Origin of the sequence: Mycobacterium botniense (genome assembly GCF_010723305.1) — a bacterium.
Taxonomy (GTDB): domain Bacteria; phylum Actinomycetota; class Actinomycetes; order Mycobacteriales; family Mycobacteriaceae; genus Mycobacterium; species Mycobacterium botniense.
Map to the genome: position 1 here is coordinate 1,025,837 of NZ_BLKW01000002.1, position 22,403 is coordinate 1,048,239.

The following is a 22,403-nucleotide window of genomic DNA, read 5'->3' on the forward strand; positions in this document are numbered from 1 at the left end:
CGGCCGGCTCGCCTCCCTGAGTCCGGCTTGACCTCATTCCCCACCCTGCGGATCCCCGCCGCCCCAGCTGGCCGGCAACATCGGCATGGCCGGCCCATCGTCGGACCTGTCGCCGCCCAGAGTCGCCAGTCCCGCGGCCTGCTGCACGGCCTGGTCGCGCATCGTGCCGGCAAAACCCACCGGCCCCGCCCCGCTGTCCGACGCTGCCGCCTGCCCGCCCGGCGGCAGGCTCCACTCCGGTTCGACCACGACATTCATATCGGCGAACTCGTCGCCGTGACCGCGCCGCTTCGCGCGCCGGCGCCGCCGCGTCCGCGTCTCTTGCCGCGCGCTCACTGCCGGCGCCGCCGCGATATCGGGCTCTGGCGCTTTGCGTTTGGCGCTGGAGCTGGCACTGGCGCTCATCCCCGAGTCCTGGCCGACAACGGGCGGCACCGCGTAGGGCGGAACAAAACCCGCTCCCCCGGCGGGCGGCGGCGAAGCGGGCGTGGTGGCGGTGGCGGTGCCCGCTGCGGGCGCCGACGGCGGTGCCGGGGGCGGGCCGGGTGCGGTAGCCGACACCAGAAGGGTCGGGGCCGTCCCGGCGACCGGCAACACGGTGGGTGCAGCCGCAGCGGGTGCCAGCGCCGGCGCAACGGGCTGCGCAGAGGCGGCCAGCCCGGCCAGCCCGGCCAGTCCCGCCCCTGCCCCGGGAACGATGGCCGGGCCGGCGCCGGTCGCCAATGCCGCCGCGTTCTCGGCGGTAAAGATGCCGAGCTGCTCGATATGCAGCGGAATGTCGAACAGCGCCCAGTCGATGACGTATTGGAAAGCCAACGTCGGATTCTGCAGCAAATAGGTGCCGAACTGTTGTGCGTCCTCAAACAGTTCGAGCGATCGGACCACCCACCAGATGGCTTGGCCCGGGTCTGCGTAAGAGTCGTAGTCGGCCCCGTTGACTGTGCCCGCGGCCGGATTCCAATTCACGCCGAAGTTCTTCAGCACATTCGCGACGACGTTGTCGAACCAGTAATCGATCTTCGGGTCGTGGGCCACCAGAGTGTTTCCGATGCCAATCTGTTCCAGAAACTGCCGAAGCCATAGCGGAATCTCCAACGGGTTGTCGCCGGACAGCGGGATGCCGTCGGTGTAGATATAAGACGGGTTCGGGGCGTTGGATTTGGCGATCGCAGGTGCAGGGTCGGTCTGTGGTGTCGCCGCCACCGCAGCTCCGGCGACCGCGTGATAGGTGCTCATCGTGGTGGCAGCCTGGATCCACATGCGCGCGTAGTCTGCCTCGTTGAGCGCAATCGGAATGGTGTTGATCCCAAAGAAATTCGTCGCCACCAACACTGCGTGGGTGGCGTGGTTGGCGGCCAGCTCCGCCAGGGTCGGCATGGCCGCCAGCGCGTCGGTGTACGCCGCCGCCACGGTTTCCTGCCGGCCGGCGACCGCCGCGCTGTTGGCGCTGGCCTGCATCAGCCATGTCAGAAACGGCACAAATGCGGCCACGAACGACTCCGCGCTCGGCCCTTCCCATGCGCCGGCTTGCACCGCGGCCAGCACAGCGCTGAGTTCTTCGGCTATCGAGGAGTACTCGGCGCTCAACGACCGCCAGGCTTCGGCGGCGGCCAGTAACGATCCGGGGCCGGGGCCGCTGCTCAACAAGGCCGAATGCACCTCCGGCGGAGCGGCCATCCAGATAGGCGCGGTCACCGTCAGCCAGTCATGTCGCGATACGACGCCGCGTCACCGTCGGCAGAGCCGACGCCCGCCGGCCTGGCGATCAGCGCTTCGGTGGCTACCCGCGTGGCCGTTTGGCCGTCGGGAAGGACGTGCACGGTCACGACAACACTCCTCGGTGACGACCGAACAGTCAGATGAACATGATTTTCATTAGTATCAGGAGCGAGACGTTATCGCGCTCCCGCGGTTATGGCAAGGGCCGGTTGCTACCTGCCGGTTGCGGTACGCGCGAGCGCGCGATAACCGGGCTCGGCGAATCGCCGAGCGGCGACCCGCATCTCCTCGGTGATCCGATGGCTCTCGGCTGGCTCACCGGTGAATGCGCGGGGTGTCAGCTCCTTGGAGTAGAACCGCGACTCCACACCCATGCGGTGCCTTGTCGTGGCGTCGGCTGTCAGCCCGAAATGCGGGAGCACGTCCTGCCACACCGCGGCGGGCAGGTCGGCATGGTCGAGGCAGAGGCGCTGCGCCGGGTCCGCCCCGGCCGCCGCTAGCATCGCGCCGAGGGTGCGTGCCGCGAATTCGACCCGGCTCATGGCCGGGACCGCAGCCCGATCCAGGCCGAACAGCCACGCGGCCTGCGCGGGCGCGGTCTGGACCCGCAGCCAATCGGGCGGTTTGGCACACAATGAGGCCAGGACACGCACCGGCTCTCGCTGGACCCAAACCCACGGCGTTTCAGGAAAGGCCGCGGCCAGGACCGCACGGCGGCGGATATTCCAGCTCGAGCACTTGAGCACCAGCAACCGGTCGTGCTGGTGCCGGCATCGGGCCAGCGCCCGCACCACCAGCCGCACCAACCGGACCAGTGTGGCCTCCGTGAGCCGGCCCGGATCGAGCCCGAGTAGCGCGTTGAGCGGCGCCGGCTCAGCAAGCACAACCACGCCGGGTACCGTTCGCAGCAGCCGGGACACCAGCGTCGATCCGCACCGCGAGAGGTGAAAGATCATGCCCGCCGGTTCCAGCGACGGCTCCCCGTCGAGAGCCTCCAGCGCGTCGAGTCCGGTCCGGACCAGGGACCGCGCCCGCGGACCGGCCGCCCAGCGGGCGACGGTCTGGTCGAAAAACGGTTCAACGAAGGATTCGCCCGACAAATCGGCCCAGTAGACCACCGGTGCCGGACCGGAAAAGTCGACGCTGATCGGGGTCCAGCGGACAAGATCGGCGAGCTCCATCAGCCGTCGGGCAGCCGGACCAGGAATCCACTGGTGATCAGGGTTCGGGCCAGTTCGATCTGCTGCGCCGCCGACAGCCCGGGCAGGTCACATACCCGAAACGGCTCCGTGCTTTTCGCCACAAACGACATCGCGGCGTGGTGGTCGGCAGCGGCGTTGATGACCAATTGCGCAAAATGCAGGGCGACACCTCCCGGGGTCGTGGTCACCCGCGCATACAACGGTCGGTATTTGACCACCAGCGTGTGCCCGTCGATCCCGGCGGCGTTCGCGACAGCCTGCCCGACCGGTGGGCATCGGCCGCGCTTGACCAGGACATCCTCCAGTTCGCCGAGACCTTCGGCAATGACGCCGGGTTCTTCGAGGACGCTGGTGATCTCGCGCACCAGCATATTTACCCTCGCGCGCACCTCGGCGTCATCGAGGTGCCGCGGCGGCAGCTGGGTGTGCACGCGATCATCGGACAGACTCAGCGAATACAGCGCACGGGTGACCAGCGTCAGCAGGGTGGGCGCGTGGATCCCGACGGTCAAATGAACTGATGGCTGCGCGGTTGTCTCGGCCGCGTGAACGCGTCCGCGCGGCAAATACAGCACGTCACCGACCTCCAGGCGCAGGCTGGTCGGCGCCGGCAGTTCAGCCGTGTTCACCGGCGCCCGGCGCTGCATCTGGTGCGGTGACACGTCAGCGCCGTCGTACAAGTGCCAGATCTTGGATCCCTGGATCTGCAGGATCAACACGTCATGCGCGTCGTAGTGGGCGACGAAACCCTGAGAACCAGGGGGCGTGATATAGGCGTTGACCTTGGTTGCGAAGTTCAGCTCGACTTCGATGGAATGCGTCAGCGACGCGATCGCGCGGACATACTGCTCGATACCGTCCAAGACGATGGTGTAACCATCGGCGAAGTCGTTGCGGACGCGGTCGAGATCCAGGCTGCCGTCCGCTCGCCGATAGGCATCGGAGTGATGTTTCTCGGTGCCCCGGACCAGCCGCATCGCCCAGGCCGGGCCCGGCTCAGACCGGAACAGCTCCACCAGCACCTCGGCCGCCGACGACGCGTCCAGCAGGCTATCGAAGTAGCCCGCACAGCTGCGTTTGACGTGGTAGTGCGACACACCCCAGATCTCGTTGAGAAAGGTGTCGACCGGCAGCGGTGCCAGCAACCAGGCGAGTGATAAATCAGCGTTGACGCCCGATAAGCGTTGGCCCATCAGCCGTGATCTCCGCCCTCTTCGGCCGCACCGGCCTGATCCGGTATCCAGCTGTGCGGCACCATCGAAATTCTAGGGGCCTCGCCGGATTCAGCGCCGGTGAGGCTGGTCAAATCTGCGAGCCGGCCCCGGCCCACACCGGCAACGAATCCGGGCAGAACGCCGCCGCATCAACGGTGCGATACGGCATAGTGAAGAGACTGCAAAGCCTCAGGCGAACTATCTGCCGCGGGCTATGCTGCTGGGCGGCTGGGCCAAGGGGGCAGCGCCACCGCTTTCATCCTGAGGTGAAAGGCCAGAATCCCCGATGAAATATGTGCTGGCGAACTGGGGAACCCGCGGCGAAGTCGAACCCTTTGTCGCAGTCGCGCGGGAACTGCTGCGCCGCGGGCATGAGGTATGCCTGGCCGTCGCTCCTGAGATGGTCGATTTCGTCGAGGCGGCCGGGCCGGCGGCGGTCGCCTATGGCCCGGACTTGCAGACCATCCTCGACGCCCACCGCGACTACTGGACGTTATTTTTCCGCACCCCGTGGAAGATCCAGGAACTGAACAGGTTGCTGCATGAGGTGTCCGAGCCGCTCAGCCAGTCGCGAAAGAAGGTCACCGCGACGCTGACGTCGCTGGCTGACGGAGCCGACGTGCTTATCACCGGCATGAATTTCGAGGACGCCGCCGCTAATGTCGCGGAGTATTGCGATATCCCGCTGGCCACGCTGCATCACTTCCCGCTGCGGGCCAACGGCAAGCTGCTGCCGTTCCTGCCCCCGCCGGTGGGCCGCTCCGCGATGACAGTGTTCGAGTGGCTGTCGTGGCACGGAACGAGGAGGCTCGAGGATGACGCCGAGCGCCGGGCATTCGGTTTGCCGGAGGCGACCGTCCCCTGGCCACGGCGGATCGCTGAACGTGGATCGCTGGAAATCCAGGCCTATGACGACGTGTGCTTTCCCGGACTGGCCGCCGAATGGGCCAAATGGAATGGCCAGCGGCCTTTTGTGGGTGCACTGACGATGGCATTGCCCACCGATGCCGATGAGGATGTCTTGTCGTGGATCGCCGCGGGCACACCGCCGATTTGCTTCGGCTTTGGTAGCGTATCGGTCGAATCCCCGGCCGACACGCTGGCCATGATCAGCACCGTCTGCGCGCAGCTGGGGGAACGCGCATTGGTGGGGGCCGCCGGGACTGATTTCGGCGATCTTCGCCGATTCGAGCACGTCAAGGTGGTGAGCGCACTCAATTACGCGGCGATCTTTCCAGCCTGCCGCGCGGTGGTGCACCACGGCGGCTCCGGCACCACCAACGCGGGCCTGCGCGCCGGCATCCCCACCCTGATCCTGTGGACCTTGCCTGATCAGGCGCTGTGGGGAGCCGCGGTCAAACGGCTGCAGGTGGGCACCGCCCGGCGTTTTTCGGCCACCACCGAGAAAACGCTGGTCGCGGACCTGCGCAAGATATTGGCCCCGCCCTACCCCGCGCAGGCCCGCGCGATCGCCGCCCAGATGAGCAAACCCGCTGACAGCGTCGCCGCGGCCGCTGACCTGGTCGAAGATTTCGCCCACCGCAAGCGTGCCGGCTGACCGGCGACGGCGCACCCGGGTCACATCAGAACGACTGATCCAAGCGCGTGACCTGTTACGGCCAATTTCGGGTCGCTAGCCCAGCTAGTGGATTACACTTCCGGGCGGGCTGGACGGGGACGCGATCTCCGATTTTCGTTTTGCGGAACGCGCACGTCACCGGAAAGACTGAGGTCTGCGATGCCTGAAGGCGTGTTCGGACGCAGCGACGCCGAGATCGACCTCTTGGTGCGCGGTATGCGGTCGGGGATCGCCGTGGTGGGCTTCGGCTACATCGGCACCGTGATTGGCGCCGTGCTGGCCGATCGCGGCTGGCCCGTCACGGGGATCGACGTGCGACCCAGCGTTGTCGACGAGATCAACCTGGGCAAAACCACCGTGCCGGAACCCGGCCTTAACGAGCTGGTGTCCAACAACGTCCGAGTCGGCCGGCTGCGCGCCACGACCGATTTCGGCGCGCTGGCCGACAACGATTTCGTCATCGTGACCGTCGGCACGCCGCTCGGCCCGGACTTCGAGCCTATTGTCGATGACATCAAGGCGGCGGCGTGGGCGGTGGGAAAGCATCTACGGGCCGGCCACCTGGTCATCCTCAAGAGCACAGTGCCACCCGACACCACTGAAAAGCTGTTTCAGCCGATCGTCGAAGAGGCCTCGGGGCTGCGGGCCGGGGTCGACTTCGGGTTGGCGTTTTGCCCTGAGCGGCTCGCCGAGGGCCAAGCCATCCACGAACTGATGTCGATCCCCATCGTCATCGGCGCTGTCGATGAGCGCAGCGCTCGGGCCTGCGCCACCCTGTGGCGACACGCCCTGGGAGTGGAATCTATTGTCGTCGACGATCCGCGCACCGCCGAAATGGTCAAGCTTGCCGACAACGTCTGGATCGACCTCAATATCGCGCTGGCCAACGAATTAGCCAAGATCTGCGACCGGCTCGGCATGGACGTGCTGCAGGTCATCGAGGCCGCGAACACAATGCCGAAGGTCAACCAGAATGTCAACATCTTGCGGCCGAGTATGGGCGTGGGCGGCTCCTGCTTGACCAAGGATCCGTGGTTCGTCAACCACTTGGGCGACTCCCTCGGGTTGGATCTGGCAATTCCCCGGACGTCACGAACGGTCAACGACACGATGCCGGCCTACACCTACGGGCTGCTCACACAGATCCTCGCTGATCAGGGCAAAACGATCGCCACCAGCAGGATCGCGGTCTTGGGTATCGCGTTCAAAAACAACACCGGTGATTGCCGACTCACACCGACCAAACATGTCATCGCGTTGCTCGAGGAGTCCGGCTGCGCCCTGTCGGTCCATGATCCGTGGGTGGCGGCCGAGGAGGCCCTCACGGTGACGAAGATCCCCTTGACCGCAGACATCGAGTCAGCGGTCGAGGATGCCGATGCCCTGGTGGTCCTCGCGGGCCACCGACAGTTCCACCAGATCCCGCTGGCCCGGCTCGCGGATCTCGCAGCAGCCCGGTGCGTGTTCCTTGATGGCCGCAATAGCTTCGACCCGGCAGCTGTGCGCGCCGCCGGGTTCATCTACAAGGGCATCGGTCGATAGCAGGCCGACAGCCCACCGTCAACCGGCACGCAGAAGCGAAGGGGCGTTCATGTCCGATGTCGTCGTCACAGGCGGCTACGGCTTCATCGGATCGCACTTGGTCACCGCGTTGCTGAACCGGGGAGACACGGTCACGGTTTTCGACCGCGCCAAGGACACTCGCGACAGCAGTATCGACTTCGACCAGCATGCCAACTTCCGGTTTGTGCGTGGCGATGTGACCGATCTGACCGCGCTCGAACAAGCCCTGACGCCCGGCGTCGAAACAGTCTTCCACCTAGCCGCAATCGTCGGTGTCGAAAACTATCTCAAAGATCCCCTCCGGGTTCTCGACGTCAACGTGACCGGCACCCGCAACGTCCTCGAGCTGAGCCGCCGACACGGGGCACGCGTGGTGTTCGCCAGCACATCTGAGGTGTTCGGGAAAAACCCGAACCCGCCATTTGCCGAAGACGACGACCGCGTCCTCGGGTCGACGAGGACCGCGCGGTGGAGTTACAGCACCAGCAAGGCCATGGCCGAGCATCTGGTTTTCGCGATGTACACGACCTATGCACTGCCGGTCACGGTGGTCCGGTACTTCAATGTCTACGGTCCACGGCAGAATCCGATATTCGTAATTTCACGGAGCATTCACCGAATCCTTAACGGCCGCAGGCCATTACTCTACGATTCAGGTCACCAGACCCGCTGTTTCACCTACGTCGACGACGCCGTCGCGGGCACCTTGCTCGCTTCCGATAGCACTGCGGCGATCGGTGAGGCCTTCAATCTTGGGAGTATGACCGAGACGAGTGTGGCGGACGCGGTCGCTCTGGCGATCAAAATCGCGAATGTCGACTCGGTGTCGGGTCCCGACGTTGTTACCACCGCGGCGCGCTATGGGGACCGCTATGAGGACATCCCGCGACGTATCCCCGACTCGACCAAGGCGCAGCGGGAGCTCGGATGGCGGCTTCGAGTCGGCCTCGAGGAAGGGATTCGCCGCACGATCGACTGGGCGCGCGCCAACCCGTGGTACCTCGAAGAACCGACGAAGTGAAAAGTGTTGATCAGCAATGAAATTCGCGTTGGCATGCTATGGAACCCGTGGTGATGTCGAGCCCGGTGCCGCGCTCGGCCGTGAACTGCTGCGCAGGCGGCATGAGGTGCACAAAATCCTGGACCCGTCCTACCTCACCCGGGCCCGCGAGTTCGCGTCCCGGATGACCACAGCCGCCGACAGCGTCGCGATGGCTGCTGACCTGGTGGAAGACTTCGCCCGCCGGCGGCGTTTCGGCTGATCGGCCACACCCGGGCCGGTCGGATGCCGCCGCCGACCAGGGCCTGGTGCGGGTGAATCCTTAGAGCTGCCCGGTATCGGCGTCTTTCATGGCTTTCTGCGCGTGCGCCACCTGCTCTGCGGTGTAGCCGATCAACAACGCCACCCCGCCGAGCAGCATGACGACCGCCGCGAGCCACTGCAGTCCGTAGGTGTAGCCATGGTCAAGTGCCAACCGCTGCGCGGCATTCATGGCTTTCACCGGCCCGTTGATGCCGCCCAAGTGCCGTGTGTGCGCTGTGATGACCGCCTGGATGACCACCAGCACCAGCGGCCCGCCGAGGCTTTGCAGCATCACCGCAACCGCCGAGGCGGGCCCGATGCGGTCGACGCCGACACTGGCGATCAACGACAGCCCGAGCGGGACGCTGATCATGCCCAGACCCACTGCGCCGACGGCGACCGGCAGCACCAGGTTCGGGAAGTAGGGCATACCGGAGTTGAGCCGCGAACCGCACAGCAACGCCCCCAGCACCACGATGCTGCTGGCGATCACCAGCACCCGCGGGGAAAACCACACCACCAACCGTGACGCCACGGCGACCCCGACCGCCAGCGCGATGGCGAACGGCACGAAACCGATCGCTGTGTGCAGCGGGGTATAACCCATGATGTTCTGCACATACAGGGCGACCAGCACGGTCAGGGTGAAATTCACCCCGCGGGACAAGAACATGGCCGCAAAGGTGGCCACCCGGTTGCGGTCACTGAACAGGCTGAACGGCACGACGGGGTTCTCGGCTGTGCGCTCGACCACGGCGAACGCCACGCACGCGGCCAGGGCCACCAGGCCTGAACCGAGTGTGGGAGCCGACAGCCAGCCCTTCTCCGGGCCTACCGATAAGCTGAACACCGCCGCAATACAGATCACCGTGGCCACGACCGCCCCGGTGGCGTCGAGCTTCATCCGCTGCTGCTTCTGGGTCTCTCGCAGGCTGACGCGGGCCAAATAGAGCACCAGCAGCCCCATCGGCACGTTCACCAAAAACGCCAGGCGCCATGACACATCCGTGACCGCCCCACCCACGACCAAGCCCACCACCGCGCCGATACCGCCCATCGCGCCGAACACCGCCGTCGCCGCATTGCGTTCGGGTCCCTTCGGGAGATTCGTCGCCACCAGCGCGATACAGGTCGGTCCGATGATCGCAGCTGCCATGCCGTGCAGCAGCCGCGCTAAAACCAGGGTCGCCCCGTCCCAGGCGATTCCGCATATGACCGAGGCGAAGGTGAAAAGCGCGACACCGGCGATGAAGGCGCGCTTGCGGCCGATGGTGTCGCCGAGGCGGCCGCCCAGCAGGATCAGACCACCAAAGGTCAGCACATACGCGGTGATCACCCAGCTGCGCCCGGCATCCGAGAGGCCTAGCTCGTTTTGGATCTTCGGAAGCGCCAAAACTGCGACGGGGCCATCCATCGACGCCATGAGCTGGATGCCGCCAATCGTGACGGCGACACCGACGAACCGGCGAGACAGCGCCCAAGCCGGCAGATGCCGTCTCGACCGGCGCAACGTGGCCGAGTCGGCGGGTATCGGGGCCGCTGAGTCCGTCTGCCGTGTCGTCTTGCGAGCTAACGACTGCTCTGCGTCGTCGAGAGCCGCCATAGCGGCTGACCCTACAGCAAACGTGCGCCGGGCGGTCGCCGGTCCCCGCCGAATACCGGCACGGGGCTATCCGCGCCCATGAGCGCGCCCGAGACGTTACGGCTGCGCTTCACCTGACGGTGCACGTGTAATACGGTCGCGCCATGAGTGACTATGAGGTCGAGGCGGTGGATCGGCTGCCCTTCAGCACTGCGGAAAAAGCCGCGCGTTACCGCACCGAGAACTATCAGGGAGCGGTGGGGCTCAACTGGTATAACACCGATCCCACCTTGCAATTCATGATGGCCTATTATCTGCGGCCCGACGAGTTGGCATTCGCCGAGCCGCATCTGACGCGCATCGGCGAGCTCATGGGTGGACCGGTGGCGCGGTGGGCTGAGGAGACCGACCGGAACCCGCCGCGGCTGGAGCGCTACGACCGTTGGGGACATGACATCAGCCGGGTGGTGATGCCGCCGTCGTTCATCGAGTCCAAGCGTGCGGTGCTGGACGCCCAGAAGACCCTGCGTGACGCGGCCCGGCGCGCCGGGATGAACCCGGCAGTGCCGTTGTTCGCGTCCAACTATTTACTCGACCAGGCCGACATCGGGATGGGCTGTGCGCTGGGCACCGGCGGCACTATGGTCAAGTCGCTGGTGGCGGCCTACGCGCCGGCGGATGTCCGGGAGTATGTGCTGGCCAAATTCGCGTCCGGGGAATGGGACGGTGAGACCGCGCAGCTGCTCACCGAACGCACCGGCGGCTCCGATCTGGCCGCGCTGGAGACGACCGCGACGCGCTGCGGGGACGCTTGGCTGCTCAACGGCTTCAAGTGGTTCGCCTCCAACTGCAACGGCCAGGTCTTCGTTGTGCTGGCCAAGCCGGTGGGCGCCCCGGACTCCACCCGCGGTGTAGCCACGTTCCTTGTGTTGCGGACGCGCCGCGACGGTTCGGCCAATGGTGTGCGGATCCGGCGCCTCAAGGACAAGCTGGGCACCCGCTCGGTCGCTTCCGGAGAGGTGGAATTCGTTGATGCCGAAGCCTTTCTGCTTTCCGGGGAGCCGAGCGGCGACGCCGGCCCGGCTGACGGTAAAGGGCTCGGCCGCATGATGGAGCTGACCAACGCCGCTCGGCTGGGTATCGCACTGTTCGCCCTCGGCAACGCGCGCCGTGCCCTGGTGGAGTCGTTGTGCTACGCGTGGGCGCGGCGGGCATTCGGTGAGCCGCTCCTCGACAAACCGCTGATGCGACGCAAGCTGGCTGAGATGATCGTGGACGTTGAAGCCGCGCAGGCTATGGTTTTCGACGGGATCGGATTCGCTAACCATCAGCAGCCCAAGGTTATTCGCCAGCGTATCGCGGTCCCGGTCACCAAGCTGAAGGTGTGCCGGCTCGGTATCACCATGGCGTCGGATGCGATCGAAATCCACGGCGGCAACGGCTATATCGAAAACTGGCCGGTGGCGAGGATTTTGCGTGACGCCCAGGTGAACACCATCTGGGAGGGCCCCGACAACATTCTCTGTCTGGACGTGCGGCGGGGCATCGAGCAAGCCCACGCCCACGAGTCGCTGCTGGCGCGGATGCACGACGCGGTGTCGGTGTCCGACGACGACGATACGACGCGGCTGGTCGCAGACCGCGTCGCGGATCTGGACGCGGCGATCACCGCGTGGAGCAAACTCGAGCGCGGCGTGGCTGAAGCGCGGCTGTTTCCGCTCACGCAGTTCATGGGCGACGTGTACGCGGCCGCTCTGCTCGTCGAGCAGGCCGCCTGGGAGCGGGCCAGCCGACACGCTGAGCGCAAAGCACTGGTCGCCAGGCTGTACGCCCAGCGTTACCTCGCCGAGCGGGGCCGGCTTCGTGGTATCGACGCGGAAAGCGACGAAGCGCTGGAACGTTTCGGCGAGCTGGTGGACGGCGCTCTGAGGATGCAGTGAGAGCAGCCGCCCGCCGTTAAATGGGGATCAGCGCGTGCTTGCGCTGCACGTGCTGAACCTGCTTGTCACGTAACAGGTGTAGCGCCTTGCGCAGCAGCAGCCTGGTCTGGTGCGGTTCGATCACCGCGTCGATAAACCCGCGTTCCGCGGCGATCCACGGGGTCGCCATGTTGAGGTTGTAGTTCTCGATGAAGCTCTTCTTGATCGCCTGTGCCTCAGGGGTGGTCGGATCCGGGAACCGCTTCATCAACAGCTGCGCCGCGCCCTCGGCGCCGATGACGGCGATCCGCGCGGTGGGCCACGCGAAGTTCAAGTCCGCGGTCAACTGTTTCGACCCCATCACCGCATAGGCCCCTCCGTAGGACTTGCGCACCGTGATGGTCACCTTCGGCACATCGGCTTCCACCACCGCGTACAGGAACCGGCCGCCGCGTTTGATGATGCCGTTCTTCTCCTGCTCGACCCCCGGCAGGAAACCCGGGGTGTCGACGACGAAAATCAGGGGCAGGTTCATCGTGTCGCAGAACCGGATGAACCGTGCCGCCTTGTCTGAGGCCTCGTTGTCGATCGAGCCGGACAACACCATCGGCTGGTTGGCGACCACACCGACCGGATGCCCGTCGACCCTGGCGAAACCGGTGATGATGGCCTGCCCGGCCTGCGCGCCGACGTCGAGGAAGTCGCCGTCGTCGAAGATCCGCAGCAAGATCTCGTGCATGTCGTAGGCCGCGTTGTCGTTATCGGGAACGATCGAGTCCAGCTCAAGGTCATGCGGGGTGATCTCCGGCTCCAGGCCGGGATTGACGATCGGCGGCCTGTCGAAGCAGTTCGACGGCAAGAACGACAGAAAGTCGCGCACATACTGAAACGCTTCAGCCTCGGAGTTCACGACCTGGTGGATGTTGCCGTAGCGGGCTTGGGCGTCGGCACCGCCGAGCTCGTCGAGGGTCACATCCTCGCCGGTGACTTCCTTGATCACGTCGGGCCCGGTGACGAACATGTAGCCCTGGTCGCGCACCGCGACGATGAGATCGTCCTGGATCGGTGAATATACCGCTCCCCCAGCGCATTTACCGAGAATCAGTGAAATCTGCGGGGCTAGACCGGTCAGCCGTTCATGGCGGGCGCCGAGCTCGGCGTACCATGCCAGGGAGGTCACCGCATCCTGGATCCGGGCCCCGCCGGAGTCGTTGATCCCGATGATCGGGCAGGCCACCTTCGCGCACCATTCCATCAGGTGAGCAACCTTGCGGCCGAACATTTCTCCGACTGTGCCGCCGAACACGGTCTGGTCGTGGGAGAACACCCCCACCGGGCGGCCGTCGATCCTGCCGTGGCCAGTGACCACACCGTCACCGTAGAGCGCGTTGGGATCGCCCGGGGTGCGGCACAGCGCGCCGATCTCCAGAAAACTGCCCGGGTCCAGCAGAGCGTGGATACGGTCGCGTGCGCTTGGGATACCTTTCTTCGCGCGCTTGGCCGCGGCCTTCTCGCCGCCGGGTTCTTTGGCCAGTTCCAGTTTTTCGCGGAGTTCGGCCAGCAGCTGCGCGGTGGTCTTCGTACTCACCTGCGGGCCTTCTGTTCGGCTTCGATCCGGTTGAGGGCTTCGCTCATATGCGCTCCCACCTTGGCGATGTACGGCTCGTCGATGACCTGGATGTGTTCGCCGCCGATGTGCACGATCTCCAAATCGGACACGTATTCACCCCATCCGCCGTCGGGTTGGCGGATGGCGTAGCGCGGCTCGAACATGATCGCGTCGTCGTGGTAGCGGTCGGCCATGTAGAGGGTGACATGCCCGTCGTATGGCTGGATCTGTACGGTGTCCAGCGCCCGGTTGTCCAGATATGAGGTGCGCTGGTGTTCGATGATCCCGGCCGGGATTTGCACACCGCTGGCCCTGACCGCTTCTAGAACGAATTTCACCTGACCCTCGTCGTCGAGTTGTTCGAGCTGCTCGTAGGGAATCTCGGGGATGGTGACGTTGAATGTGCGCTCGGCGAAGCGCGCGTAGCGCTCCCAGCGTTTGCGGATCTCCTCTTTGGTCTGCGGGATTTCTTCGCCGGGGCGCACGGTGTCGATGAGCCCAACGAACGGGATATCGCAACCCAGCCGTTTCAGCCCGATCGCGCACGCGTAGGCCAGCGCGCCGCCCAGCGACCACCCGGCCAGAATGAACGGCCCCTCGCCCTGCATCTGCACCAGCCGGGGCACGTAGCGCAGCGCGCGTTCCTCGATCGTGCCCTCGACCCGCTCGAAACCATACATCGGGGTGTCCGGCGGCAGGCGCTTGAGCAGGGGCTCGTACACCACCGTCGAACCGCCGGCCGGGTGGAACACGAACACCGGGATTTTCGTGGAGCCTTCCGCACGCGCCCGTAGGGTGCGGACGAACCCGTCGACTTGCCCGGCCTCCAGATGCTCACGCACCTTCTCGGCCAGCGCCTCGATCGTCGGTGCGGACACCACATCCTCGACGGTGATCGGGCCGTCGGCGCGCTCGGCGAGCCGCTGTGCCATCTTGGCGGCGGTGTCCTCGTCGAGCGTGGGCAGCGGATTGAAGATGCCGCCCGGGGACTTGCCGGTGACAATCGCCCAGGTCGCGAACGTGACCCGCTCGGCGGCGTCGCGCGGCGGCACATCAGAGCTCAGCGCCTCGGCGACCGCGCGCTGGTTGAGCGCCTGCGCGGCACCGGCCAGATTGGGCTGCGCGGCCGGACCCGACGGGTCCGTGGGCGGCGGCGGGACCGGTTGTGCGGCCGGGCCCGACGGGTCCGTGGGCGGCGGCGGGACCGGCGCATCCGGTGCCGCCGCTGCCGAATCCGGTTGAGCCGCCGGTGTCTGGGTCGCGGCCGTTTGGGCGCTGCTGAGCAATTCGGCTTGCTCTTTGGCGATCTCTTCGGCCGTCTTCGTCTTCTGGTATTCGTGCAGCTGCTGCACCTCGTCGCGGTGCTCGATCGCGTATTCGATCAGCTTCTCGACGTTGTAGAGGTTCGCGTCACGCACGGCCTGCAGTTGGATGGGCGGCAGGTCGAAGTCGTATTCGACACGGTTTTTGATGCGCACCGCCATCAGCGAATCCAGGCCCAGCTCGATCAGCGGCACCTCCCACGGCAGGTCTTCGGGTTCGTAACCCATCGCCGCTGAGACGATCGTGGCAAGCCGCTCGTGCACCGTTTCCCCGGAATCCGGTGACCATTTGGTGAAGCCGGCCGGCATGTTGCGCAATGTCAGGCTGTCGCGCAGGGTCTCGGCGTCCGGCTCGGCCTCAGCCGGCGCGGTCGCGGCTTCGGTGGTCTCCGTCGGCGCGGTCGCAGCGGTGATCACCGTGCCGGCACCCACCGCAGCCGGCAACCCCGCCACCTGGCCGGCCCTGCTCACCAGCGCGTCGTAGACCAAAGTGAAGGACTCATCGATGCGGGCGTGCACCTGCACCGACGCCCCACCGGGATAACGGGCCAGCGTCGTCACCAGCCGCGCACCCGCACCCGGTACCGCCCGCTGCTCTGCCGCGATGAGCTGGGCATCCGGAAGTACCTGCGCGGCAGCTGCTTTCACCAATTCAGTGAGGTTGGTTTCACCACGCGGCGCGTACTCCCACACGTGCCGACCGTCGGGCAGCGCGACGTGGGTGCCCGGCATGATCACCGAGCCGTCGCCGGCGAAATGCGCGTCGAGCCAGTGCTCTTTGCGTTTGAACCGGGTGGGGGGAATGTTGGCGTAGTCCTCGGGGCCTTTCGCGCGAGTGAACAACGTGCGCATGTCCAAGTCGTGACCGTGCACATACAGCTGCGCCATCGCGGCGGTCATCGAGTCGACTTCATCCTGCTTACGCGCGAGCGTCGGGATCAGCTGCGCGTCAGGTAATCCCGCCGCGGCCGTCGTCAGGCCCACCTGCATCAGCGCCACCGGGTTGGGTGCGAGCTCTAAGAAGGTGGTGTGCCCGCTGTCGACGGCGTTGCGGATGCCGTGGGTGAAGTAGACCGAATGCCGCAGGCCCTTCTTCCAGTATTCGACGTCGTGGATGGTCTCGCCGGGCTTGATGTAGCGGCCCTCGTGCACGGTCGAGAAGTACCCGATGGTGATGGGATGCGGCCGGATACCTTGCAATTCGGCGGACAGTTCGCCCAGCAGCGGATCCATCTGCGAGGTGTGGCTGGCGCCCTTGGTCTGAAACTTGCGGGCGAATTTGCCTTCGGCCTCACAGCGGGCGATGATCGCGTCCACCTGCGCGGGCGGACCGCCGATGACGGTCTGGTTGGGGGCGGCGTAGACGCAGACTTCCAGATCGGGGAAGTCGGAGAACACCGTTTTGATCTCCTCGGCAGAGTATTCCACCAGCGCCATCAGCCGGATGTACTCGCCGAACAGCATCGCCTCGCCCTCGCCCATCAGATGCGAGCGCGAGCAGATCGCGCGGGTGGCGTCCGCCAGCGACAACCCGCCCGCCAGGTAGGCCGCCGCGGCTTCGCCCAGCGACTGGCCCACCACCGCCGCCGGTTTGGCGCCATGGTGGCGGAGCAGCTCGCCCAGCGCAACCTGGATCGCGAAAATGGTGACCTGCGTGGTCTCGATGCCGTAATCCTTCGAGTCGTCGAGGATCAGCTCCACGATCGAATAGCCGCGCTCAATCTGCACGTAGGCGTCGACCTTGTCGATCCACTCGGCGAAGACCGGGTTGCGCAGGTAGAGGTTCTTGGCCATCTTGCGGTGCTGGGCACCGAACCCGGCCAGCACCCATACCGGCCCGCTGGTGACCGGCCCGTCAGCCGAATACACGTTCGGCGCCTGCTTGCCCTCGGCGACCGCGCGCAGACCCTTGATCGCCTCCTCGTGGGTGCGGGCCAGCACCACCGCGCGTGAACGCCCGTGGTTGCGCCGTGACAGCGCCCGCCCGATCGACTCCAGCGATGATGCTTGTCCTTCAGGGCTTTCCATCCAGTCGGCCAGCTCCGCGGCCGCGGTTTTCTTGCGGGACGTCAGAAACGCTGAAACAGCCAGCGGCACAAGCGGAGTCACAGGCTCTGCGGCTTCCAGCTCCTGCAGCGCGATTTCCTTGAGCCGTTTGGCCTCCTCAGTCAGCCCCGGCAGCTCGGGCTCGTCCGCCGCTGGCTGCTGCTCGATGAATTCGCCGTACTCGTCGAAACGCACCCCGGTTGCGGGTGCCTCCGGGGTCGCGGGGGCTTCCGGTTGGGGCTCCGGCTCGTCGCGCTCGATCACGTCGCGGGGCAGCACTTCCCGCAACACCATGTGCGCGTTGGCGCCGCCGAACCCGAAACTGGACACCCCGGCAATCGCATACCCGCTGTAGCGCGGCCAGTCGGTGACGGTGTCGGCCACCTTCAGATGCAGCGCGTCGAAGTCGATGTGCGGGTTGGGCCCGGCGTAGTTGATCGACGGCGGCAGCTTGTCGTGCTGTAAGGCCAGCACCATCTTGGCCAGGCTGGCCACCCCGGCGGCCGATTCCAGGTGCCCGATGTTGGTTTTGACCGCACCCAGCAACGCGGGCTTGTCGGCGGGGCGGCCCTTGCCGACCACGCGCCCCAGCGCTTCGGCCTCGATCGGGTCGCCGAGGATGGTGCCGGTGCCGTGTGCCTCGATGTAGTCGACGGTGCGCGGGTCGATGCCGGCGTCTTTATAAGCGCGGCGCAGCACGTCAGCCTGGGCGTCGGGGTTGGGGATCAGCAGGCCCGAGGAGCGCCCGTCGTGGTTGACCGCGCTGCCGGCGATCACCGCCAGGATCTGGTCACCATCGCGGCGGGCGTCGTCAACCCGTTTGAGCACGAGCATCCCCGCACCCTCCGAGCGGGTGTAGCCGTCGGCGTCGGCGGAAAACGACTTGATCCGCCCGTCGGGAGCCAGTACCCCGCCGACCTCGTCGAAACCCACCGTGATCACCGGGGTGATCAGCGCGTTCACCCCGCCGGCGACGGCCACGTCACACTCGCCGGACCGCAGCGCTTGCACGGCCTGGTGGGTGGCGACCAACGAACTCGAGCAGGCGGTGTCCACCGCCACCGAGGGGCCACGGAAGTCGTAGAAGTAGGACACCCGGTTGGCGATGATCGAGTGCGCGTTGCCGGTGATCGCGTACGGGTGAGTGACGGTCGGGTCCGACATGGCCAGGAAGGCATAGTCGGTGACCGAGGCGCCGATGAACACCCCGACAGCCTGGCCGCGCAGACTCGACGCCGGGATCCGGGCGTTCTCCAGGGCTTCCCAGGTCAGCTCCAGCGCCATCCGTTGCTGTGGGTCGATGTTGTCGGCCTCGGTCTTCGACAGCGCGAAGAACTCCGAATCGAAGCCCTTGATGTCTTTCAAATAGCCGCCGCGGGTGCGGGCCCGGGCGACCCGCTCGGCGATGCGGGGTTCACCGAGGAACTCCGACCAGCGGCCCTCCGGCGGGTCGGTGATTGCGTCGCGGCCCTCCAACAGCGCCTGCCAGGTTTCCTCCGGGGTGTTCATATCCCCGGGGAAACGGGTGGCCAACCCCACCACGGCGATATCGACCCGGTCGGCCGGCCCGGGGCGCGACCAGTCCTCGTCGTCACCGGTTTCGACCACCGCGGGTTCGCCCTCAACGATGTAGGTGGCCAGCGAATCGATGGTCGGGTGCTGAAAGGCCACCGTCGCCGACAGCGTGACCCCGGTGCGGTCTTCGATGTCAGCGGCCATCGCCACGGCATCGCGTGACGACAGACCCAACTCCACCATCGGCGTGGATTCGTCGATCGTGTCGGGGGACTTTCCGGTGGCGTTGCCCACCCACTCGCGCAGCCAGCGCCGCATCTCGGCGACTGTCATATCGGTGCGCGCGGGCCGTGACGCGGGGGAGTCCACCGCTGAGGTCACCGGATCTGAGTTCACCGGAGAAGTGCCGGAATCAGCCATACTCATCATTTGGCCTCGTCAGCGAAAACGGTGGGGGATGCGACGCCGCGGCGCAGGCTGCCGTCCAGGTAGGCGGCACGACAAGCACGCCGCCCGATCTTGCCGCTGGAGGTGCGCGGGACGGTTCCGGCCTGCACCAGCAGCACATCACGCACGGTGACGCCGTGCCGGACGGCGATGGCCGCGCGGATGTCGTCGGTGATCGGCTGGGGATCGAGTTTGTGCGCGCCGGGAGCGCGTTCGGCGACGATGACCAACTGCTCGGAGGTGTCGTCAGGATCGTAGGTGAGCCCGCTGTGCGGGTTGTCGAACACCTCTCTGGGCAGCTGGTTGGCCGGCACCGAGAAGGCGGCGACGAAGCCGGTGCGCAACGCCCGGCTGGCTTCCTGCGCCGAGAACTCGAGGTCTTGGGGATAGTGGTTGCGGCCGTCGACGATGACCAGGTCTTTGATGCGCCCGGTGATGTAGAGGTTGCCCTGGTAGAAGGTGCCGTAGTCGCCGGTGCGCACCCACAGCCCGTCGTCGGGAGCGCCTTCGGCGTGTGAGGGGCTGGTCCGCGACTTGAGGATGTTCTTGAACGTCTCCTGGGTTTCCTTGTCGCGGTTCCAGTACCCGCTGCCCATGTTGTTGCCGTGCAGCCAGATCTCGCCGATCTGGCCGTCCGGCAGTTCGCTGGCTGTCTCCGGGTCGACGATGGCCGCCCATTCGTCGATGCCGATCTTGCCGGTGGACACCTGGGCGACGGCGTTGGGCGCGTCAGCATCGACCTCCACGAAGCGGTGGTTGTTGAGCGCCTCCCGGTCGACGTAGATGATGGTGGGCGCCTCGGACATCGGGGTGCTCGAGACATACAGCGTCGCCTCGGCCAACCCGTAGGCGGGCTTGATCGCGGTGTCGCGTAACCCGAACCGCCGGAACGCGTCATGGAACTTGCGCATCGATGCGACCGAGATCGGCTCGCTGCCGTTGAGGATTCCCTTGACATTGCGAAGATCCAGCGGCGGCTCGCCGTCTTTGGGCACACCACGCACGGCGGCGTGCTCGAACGCGAAGTTAGGCGCAACGGAGTAGACCTCGCCGTTGTCGTTCTCGTCCTGGCGCGCCATGGCGCGCAGCCAGCGGATCGGGCGGCGCACAAAGGCGGCCGGTGTCATGAACGTATTGGACTGGCCGAGCACCGGTGAGAGCATGATCGCGATCAGACCCATATCGTGGAAAAACGGCAACCACGTCACACCACGATCGCCCTCTTTGCCGTCAAAGCTGTATAACACCTGGACCACGTTGGTGGCCAGATTCAGGTGGGTGATCTCCACGCCGGTCGGGACACGGGTCGAGCCGGAGGTGTACTGCAGGTAGGCGATGGTGTCCGGATCGGTGTCATCGGGGGGTTGCCAGGTGGCGGCGACCTCATCGGGTACCGCGTCAACAGCAATGATGCGGGGTCGTTCTTTGGCGGGACGGGTGCGGAAAAATTTGCTCACCCCCTCGGCGGAATCACTTGTGGTCAGAATCGCTGCGGGAGTGCAATCGTCGAGTACGGCATGAAGCCGGCCAACGTGACCCGGTTCCGCCGGATCGAACAGTGGTACCGCGATCCGCCCGGCGTACAAGGTGCCGAAAAAGGACACGAGGTAGTCCAGATTCTGAGGGCACAGGATGGCGATGCGGTCCCCGGGCTGGGTGACCTGCTGCAGACGGGCACCGACTGCCCGGTTGCGGGCGGCGAAGCGGGCCCATGAGATATCCCGCGCGACGCCGTCCCGCTCGGTGGAGTAATCGAGGAACCGGTAAGCCAGCTTCTCCCCGCGGACCTTCGCCCACCGCTCCACGTGACGAACCAGATTGGCATTCTCCGGAAATCTGATGTGTCCGTTCACGATGAACGGGTTGTGGTACGCCATGCCACTCTCCTGTCACACGACTACTCCGGTGTATCGGCTCGGCCTGCGCGACGCCGCACGCTCAGGTCGCGCCGGTCGTTGGGTAACGCCAAACTTCACAGATGCTACAGATGCGCACACGTCCATTAGCACGGCGTTGGACTCGTCGGGCCTCCCTGCAATCCTTCTTAATTTCCTCTTAATGTTACGGGTCGGTATCCGGCGAACCAAATCAGAAGGTACCGCGTGAAAGGCCGTTCAGCGGTGCGGTGATGCGGCGATGTCGGCAAACCGGCCTCACGGAGCTGAACCGGTCGCGCCGTCACCGGTGCCGGTCCTCGGGCGGGCTACCCGTGTTTGGGATGCGGCGCGTGGTCGATGAGGTTCCGCGCCCAGTTCAACGTCCACTCGGTGGCTGACTGCCCATCGAGGCTCCAGAACTGGGTGGTGGCATACATGGCGTGTACGGGTTGGCCCGCGCCGCCGGCCAGCGTGTCGAGGGTCTTGGGCAAGTTGGCGAGGCTGAACGCCTGCTCGGGGGCAGCGCAGATCAAGTCGCCGGGCGCGCAGATTTCATTGGTCCGGTCGTCGAGCACGCCGAAACCGCCCGGCCGTTTGCCGGTCATCGTCAGTCCGAGCCCGGACAGGACCGGCACCTCGTGCAACGTGATCTCAGCGCCCTCACCGGGGGGGTTGGGGCCGATATCTTTGCCCACCCCGATCTGCCGGCGCCCATCGGCGATCAATGTGACACCCAGGACCAAATCCGGGTCGACGGGTCCGCGTCCATTGCCAATGTCGCTGGCGATGTCGCCGGCGATCACCGCGCCCTGCGAGAACCCGATCAGCACATAGCTGGTCAACGGGCACTTCTTGTTCATATCGAGCATGGCCTGAACGGTCGCGCGGGTGCCTTCCGCCCGGCTGTCGTTGTAAGACATCTGGGTATCGGTGCTTAACGGGTTGTGAAACTGCGCGGTGTACGGAACCGTGTACTCCTCGACCCTGCTGGCCGGAAACTGCTCGGCCAGCGGCCGGGTGATGTTGAGCAGCAATGCTTTGGGGAACTGCACCGGGTTAAAGGGGTTGTCGTGCAGCGAGGACTCCCACGTTCCGGGAACGGCGATCACCTCGACATCGGGGCAGCTGGCGTTCTGAAAAGCCGGCCGGGGTTTTTTCGCGTGCGGCGGGGTGCTGCTCGGCGGCACGATACTGGGCGGCACCGCGGTGGGCGGGGACTCCGGGTGACGGACGATGACCACCGCGACAGCGACCGCCAGGGCGACCGCAACGGCCGCCGCGGCGGCGGCGAGCAGCCCCAGGATTCGGTGACGTCGACGCCGAGAGCTCTTCGGGCTTTTAGTCATCGTGTCCGCCCCGTAGAGCCGAACGGTCGTGAACCAGTCGGCGGCGGGATCGTCCACCAGGGCCGCCCGCTGTGCAGGGGAATGCGGCCCGTCCACTCCTGCGCTGCACGCTTCCACGGTACCGGCTCACCGCCGCGTCCCGTCCCGGCGGAATGCGCCC

The 22,403-nt window shown here is 66.0% G+C and carries 13 protein-coding genes and 1 pseudogene; 5 read left to right on the forward strand and 9 right to left on the reverse strand.

All coding sequences use genetic code 11. From position 1 onward, the window contains the following. Positions 1-33: 33 nt before the first annotated feature. From G6N08_RS04920 to G6N08_RS04930, 4 genes are all read right to left on the reverse strand, one after another. Positions 34-1,695, reverse strand: a complete 1,662-nt coding sequence (locus G6N08_RS04920) for a PPE family protein (RefSeq protein ID WP_163754920.1) — start codon at positions 1,693-1,695, stop codon at positions 34-36. Positions 1,696-1,697: 2 nt separating this feature from the next. Beyond that, positions 1,698-1,826 (reverse strand): hypothetical protein, encoded by a 129-nt coding sequence (locus tag G6N08_RS21040; RefSeq protein WP_281352694.1) that lies wholly within the window; start codon positions 1,824-1,826, stop codon positions 1,698-1,700. A 105-nt stretch (positions 1,827-1,931) separates the two neighbouring features. Beyond that, a complete protein-coding gene (locus tag G6N08_RS04925) occupies positions 1,932-2,900 on the reverse strand; it encodes a sulfotransferase family protein (RefSeq protein WP_163754922.1) in 969 nt (322 codons plus the stop codon). After that, on the reverse strand, positions 2,900-4,114 hold the full coding sequence (locus tag G6N08_RS04930; RefSeq protein WP_163754924.1) for a cupin domain-containing protein: 1,215 nt from the start codon (positions 4,112-4,114) through the stop codon (positions 2,900-2,902). Before G6N08_RS04930 ends, G6N08_RS04925 begins: the two co-directional genes overlap by 1 nt. A gap of 307 nt (positions 4,115-4,421) precedes the next feature. Here G6N08_RS04930 and G6N08_RS04935 point away from each other — a divergent pair, with 307 nt between their 5' ends. The 4 genes and pseudogenes from G6N08_RS04935 to G6N08_RS21265 all read left to right on the forward strand — a co-directional run. Continuing rightward, a complete protein-coding gene (locus G6N08_RS04935) occupies positions 4,422-5,693 on the forward strand; it encodes a glycosyltransferase (RefSeq protein ID WP_163754925.1) in 1,272 nt (423 codons plus the stop codon). A gap of 180 nt (positions 5,694-5,873) precedes the next feature. After that, positions 5,874-7,256, forward strand: coding sequence for a nucleotide sugar dehydrogenase (locus G6N08_RS04940; RefSeq protein ID WP_163754927.1), 1,383 nt, complete (start codon positions 5,874-5,876; stop codon positions 7,254-7,256). A 49-nt stretch (positions 7,257-7,305) separates the two neighbouring features. Further along, on the forward strand, positions 7,306-8,298 hold the full coding sequence (locus G6N08_RS04945; protein WP_163754929.1) for an NAD-dependent epimerase/dehydratase family protein: 993 nt from the start codon (positions 7,306-7,308) through the stop codon (positions 8,296-8,298). 16 nt (positions 8,299-8,314) lie between these two features. After that, positions 8,315-8,405: pseudogene (locus G6N08_RS21265) on the forward strand (hypothetical protein); the annotation flags it as partial. Positions 8,406-8,599: 194 nt separating this feature from the next. On the opposite strand, the gene G6N08_RS04955 reads toward G6N08_RS21265, so the two are convergent. After that, positions 8,600-10,183, reverse strand: coding sequence for an MFS transporter (locus G6N08_RS04955; RefSeq protein ID WP_163754933.1), 1,584 nt, complete (start codon positions 10,181-10,183; stop codon positions 8,600-8,602). 143 nt (positions 10,184-10,326) lie between these two features. On the opposite strand from G6N08_RS04955, the gene G6N08_RS04960 reads away from it, so the two are divergent. Continuing rightward, positions 10,327-12,102 (forward strand): acyl-CoA dehydrogenase family protein, encoded by a 1,776-nt coding sequence (locus tag G6N08_RS04960; RefSeq protein WP_163754936.1) that lies wholly within the window; start codon positions 10,327-10,329, stop codon positions 12,100-12,102. A gap of 16 nt (positions 12,103-12,118) precedes the next feature. On the opposite strand, the gene G6N08_RS04965 is transcribed toward G6N08_RS04960, so the two are convergent. The 4 genes from G6N08_RS04965 to culp6 form a co-directional block, all read right to left on the reverse strand. After that, a complete protein-coding gene (locus G6N08_RS04965; protein ID WP_163754939.1) occupies positions 12,119-13,669 on the reverse strand; it encodes an acyl-CoA carboxylase subunit beta in 1,551 nt (516 codons plus the stop codon). Further along, complete coding sequence (pks13, locus tag G6N08_RS04970; RefSeq protein WP_371868995.1) at positions 13,666-18,906, reverse strand: polyketide synthase Pks13; 5,241 nt, start codon at positions 18,904-18,906, stop codon at positions 13,666-13,668. Before pks13 ends, G6N08_RS04965 begins: the two co-directional genes overlap by 4 nt. Positions 18,907-18,998: 92 nt before the next feature. Beyond that, entirely contained in the window at positions 18,999-20,897 is a 1,899-nt protein-coding gene (fadD32, locus tag G6N08_RS04975) for a long-chain-fatty-acid--AMP ligase FadD32 (RefSeq protein ID WP_163754941.1), read from the reverse strand. 326 nt (positions 20,898-21,223) lie between these two features. Next, positions 21,224-22,243 carry a carboxylesterase Culp6 gene (gene culp6 / locus G6N08_RS04980; RefSeq protein ID WP_163756708.1) on the reverse strand — a complete coding sequence of 340 codons (1,020 nt, stop codon included), beginning with the start codon at positions 22,241-22,243 and terminating at the stop codon, positions 21,224-21,226. Positions 22,244-22,403 lie beyond the last annotated feature (160 nt).

Excerpts from the sequence above, each read along its gene's own strand:
- G6N08_RS04930 (WP_163754924.1), bottom strand. The coding sequence starts at position 4,114 with ATGGGCCAACGCTTATCGGGCGTCAACGCTGATTTATCACTCGCCTGG.
- fadD32 (WP_163754941.1), bottom strand. The coding sequence starts at position 20,897 with ATGGCGTACCACAACCCGTTCATCGTGAACGGACACATCAGATTTCCG.
- G6N08_RS04955 (WP_163754933.1), bottom strand. The coding sequence starts at position 10,183 with ATGGCGGCTCTCGACGACGCAGAGCAGTCGTTAGCTCGCAAGACGACA.
- G6N08_RS04945 (WP_163754929.1), top strand. The coding sequence starts at position 7,306 with ATGTCCGATGTCGTCGTCACAGGCGGCTACGGCTTCATCGGATCGCAC.
- G6N08_RS04925 (WP_163754922.1), bottom strand. The coding sequence starts at position 2,900 with ATGGAGCTCGCCGATCTTGTCCGCTGGACCCCGATCAGCGTCGACTTT.
- G6N08_RS04960 (WP_163754936.1), top strand. The coding sequence starts at position 10,327 with ATGAGTGACTATGAGGTCGAGGCGGTGGATCGGCTGCCCTTCAGCACT.
- G6N08_RS04935 (WP_163754925.1), top strand. The coding sequence starts at position 4,422 with ATGAAATATGTGCTGGCGAACTGGGGAACCCGCGGCGAAGTCGAACCC.
- pks13 (WP_371868995.1), bottom strand. The coding sequence starts at position 18,906 with ATGACAGTCGCCGAGATGCGGCGCTGGCTGCGCGAGTGGGTGGGCAAC.
- culp6 (WP_163756708.1), bottom strand. The coding sequence starts at position 22,243 with ATGACTAAAAGCCCGAAGAGCTCTCGGCGTCGACGTCACCGAATCCTG.
- G6N08_RS04940 (WP_163754927.1), top strand. The coding sequence starts at position 5,874 with ATGCCTGAAGGCGTGTTCGGACGCAGCGACGCCGAGATCGACCTCTTG.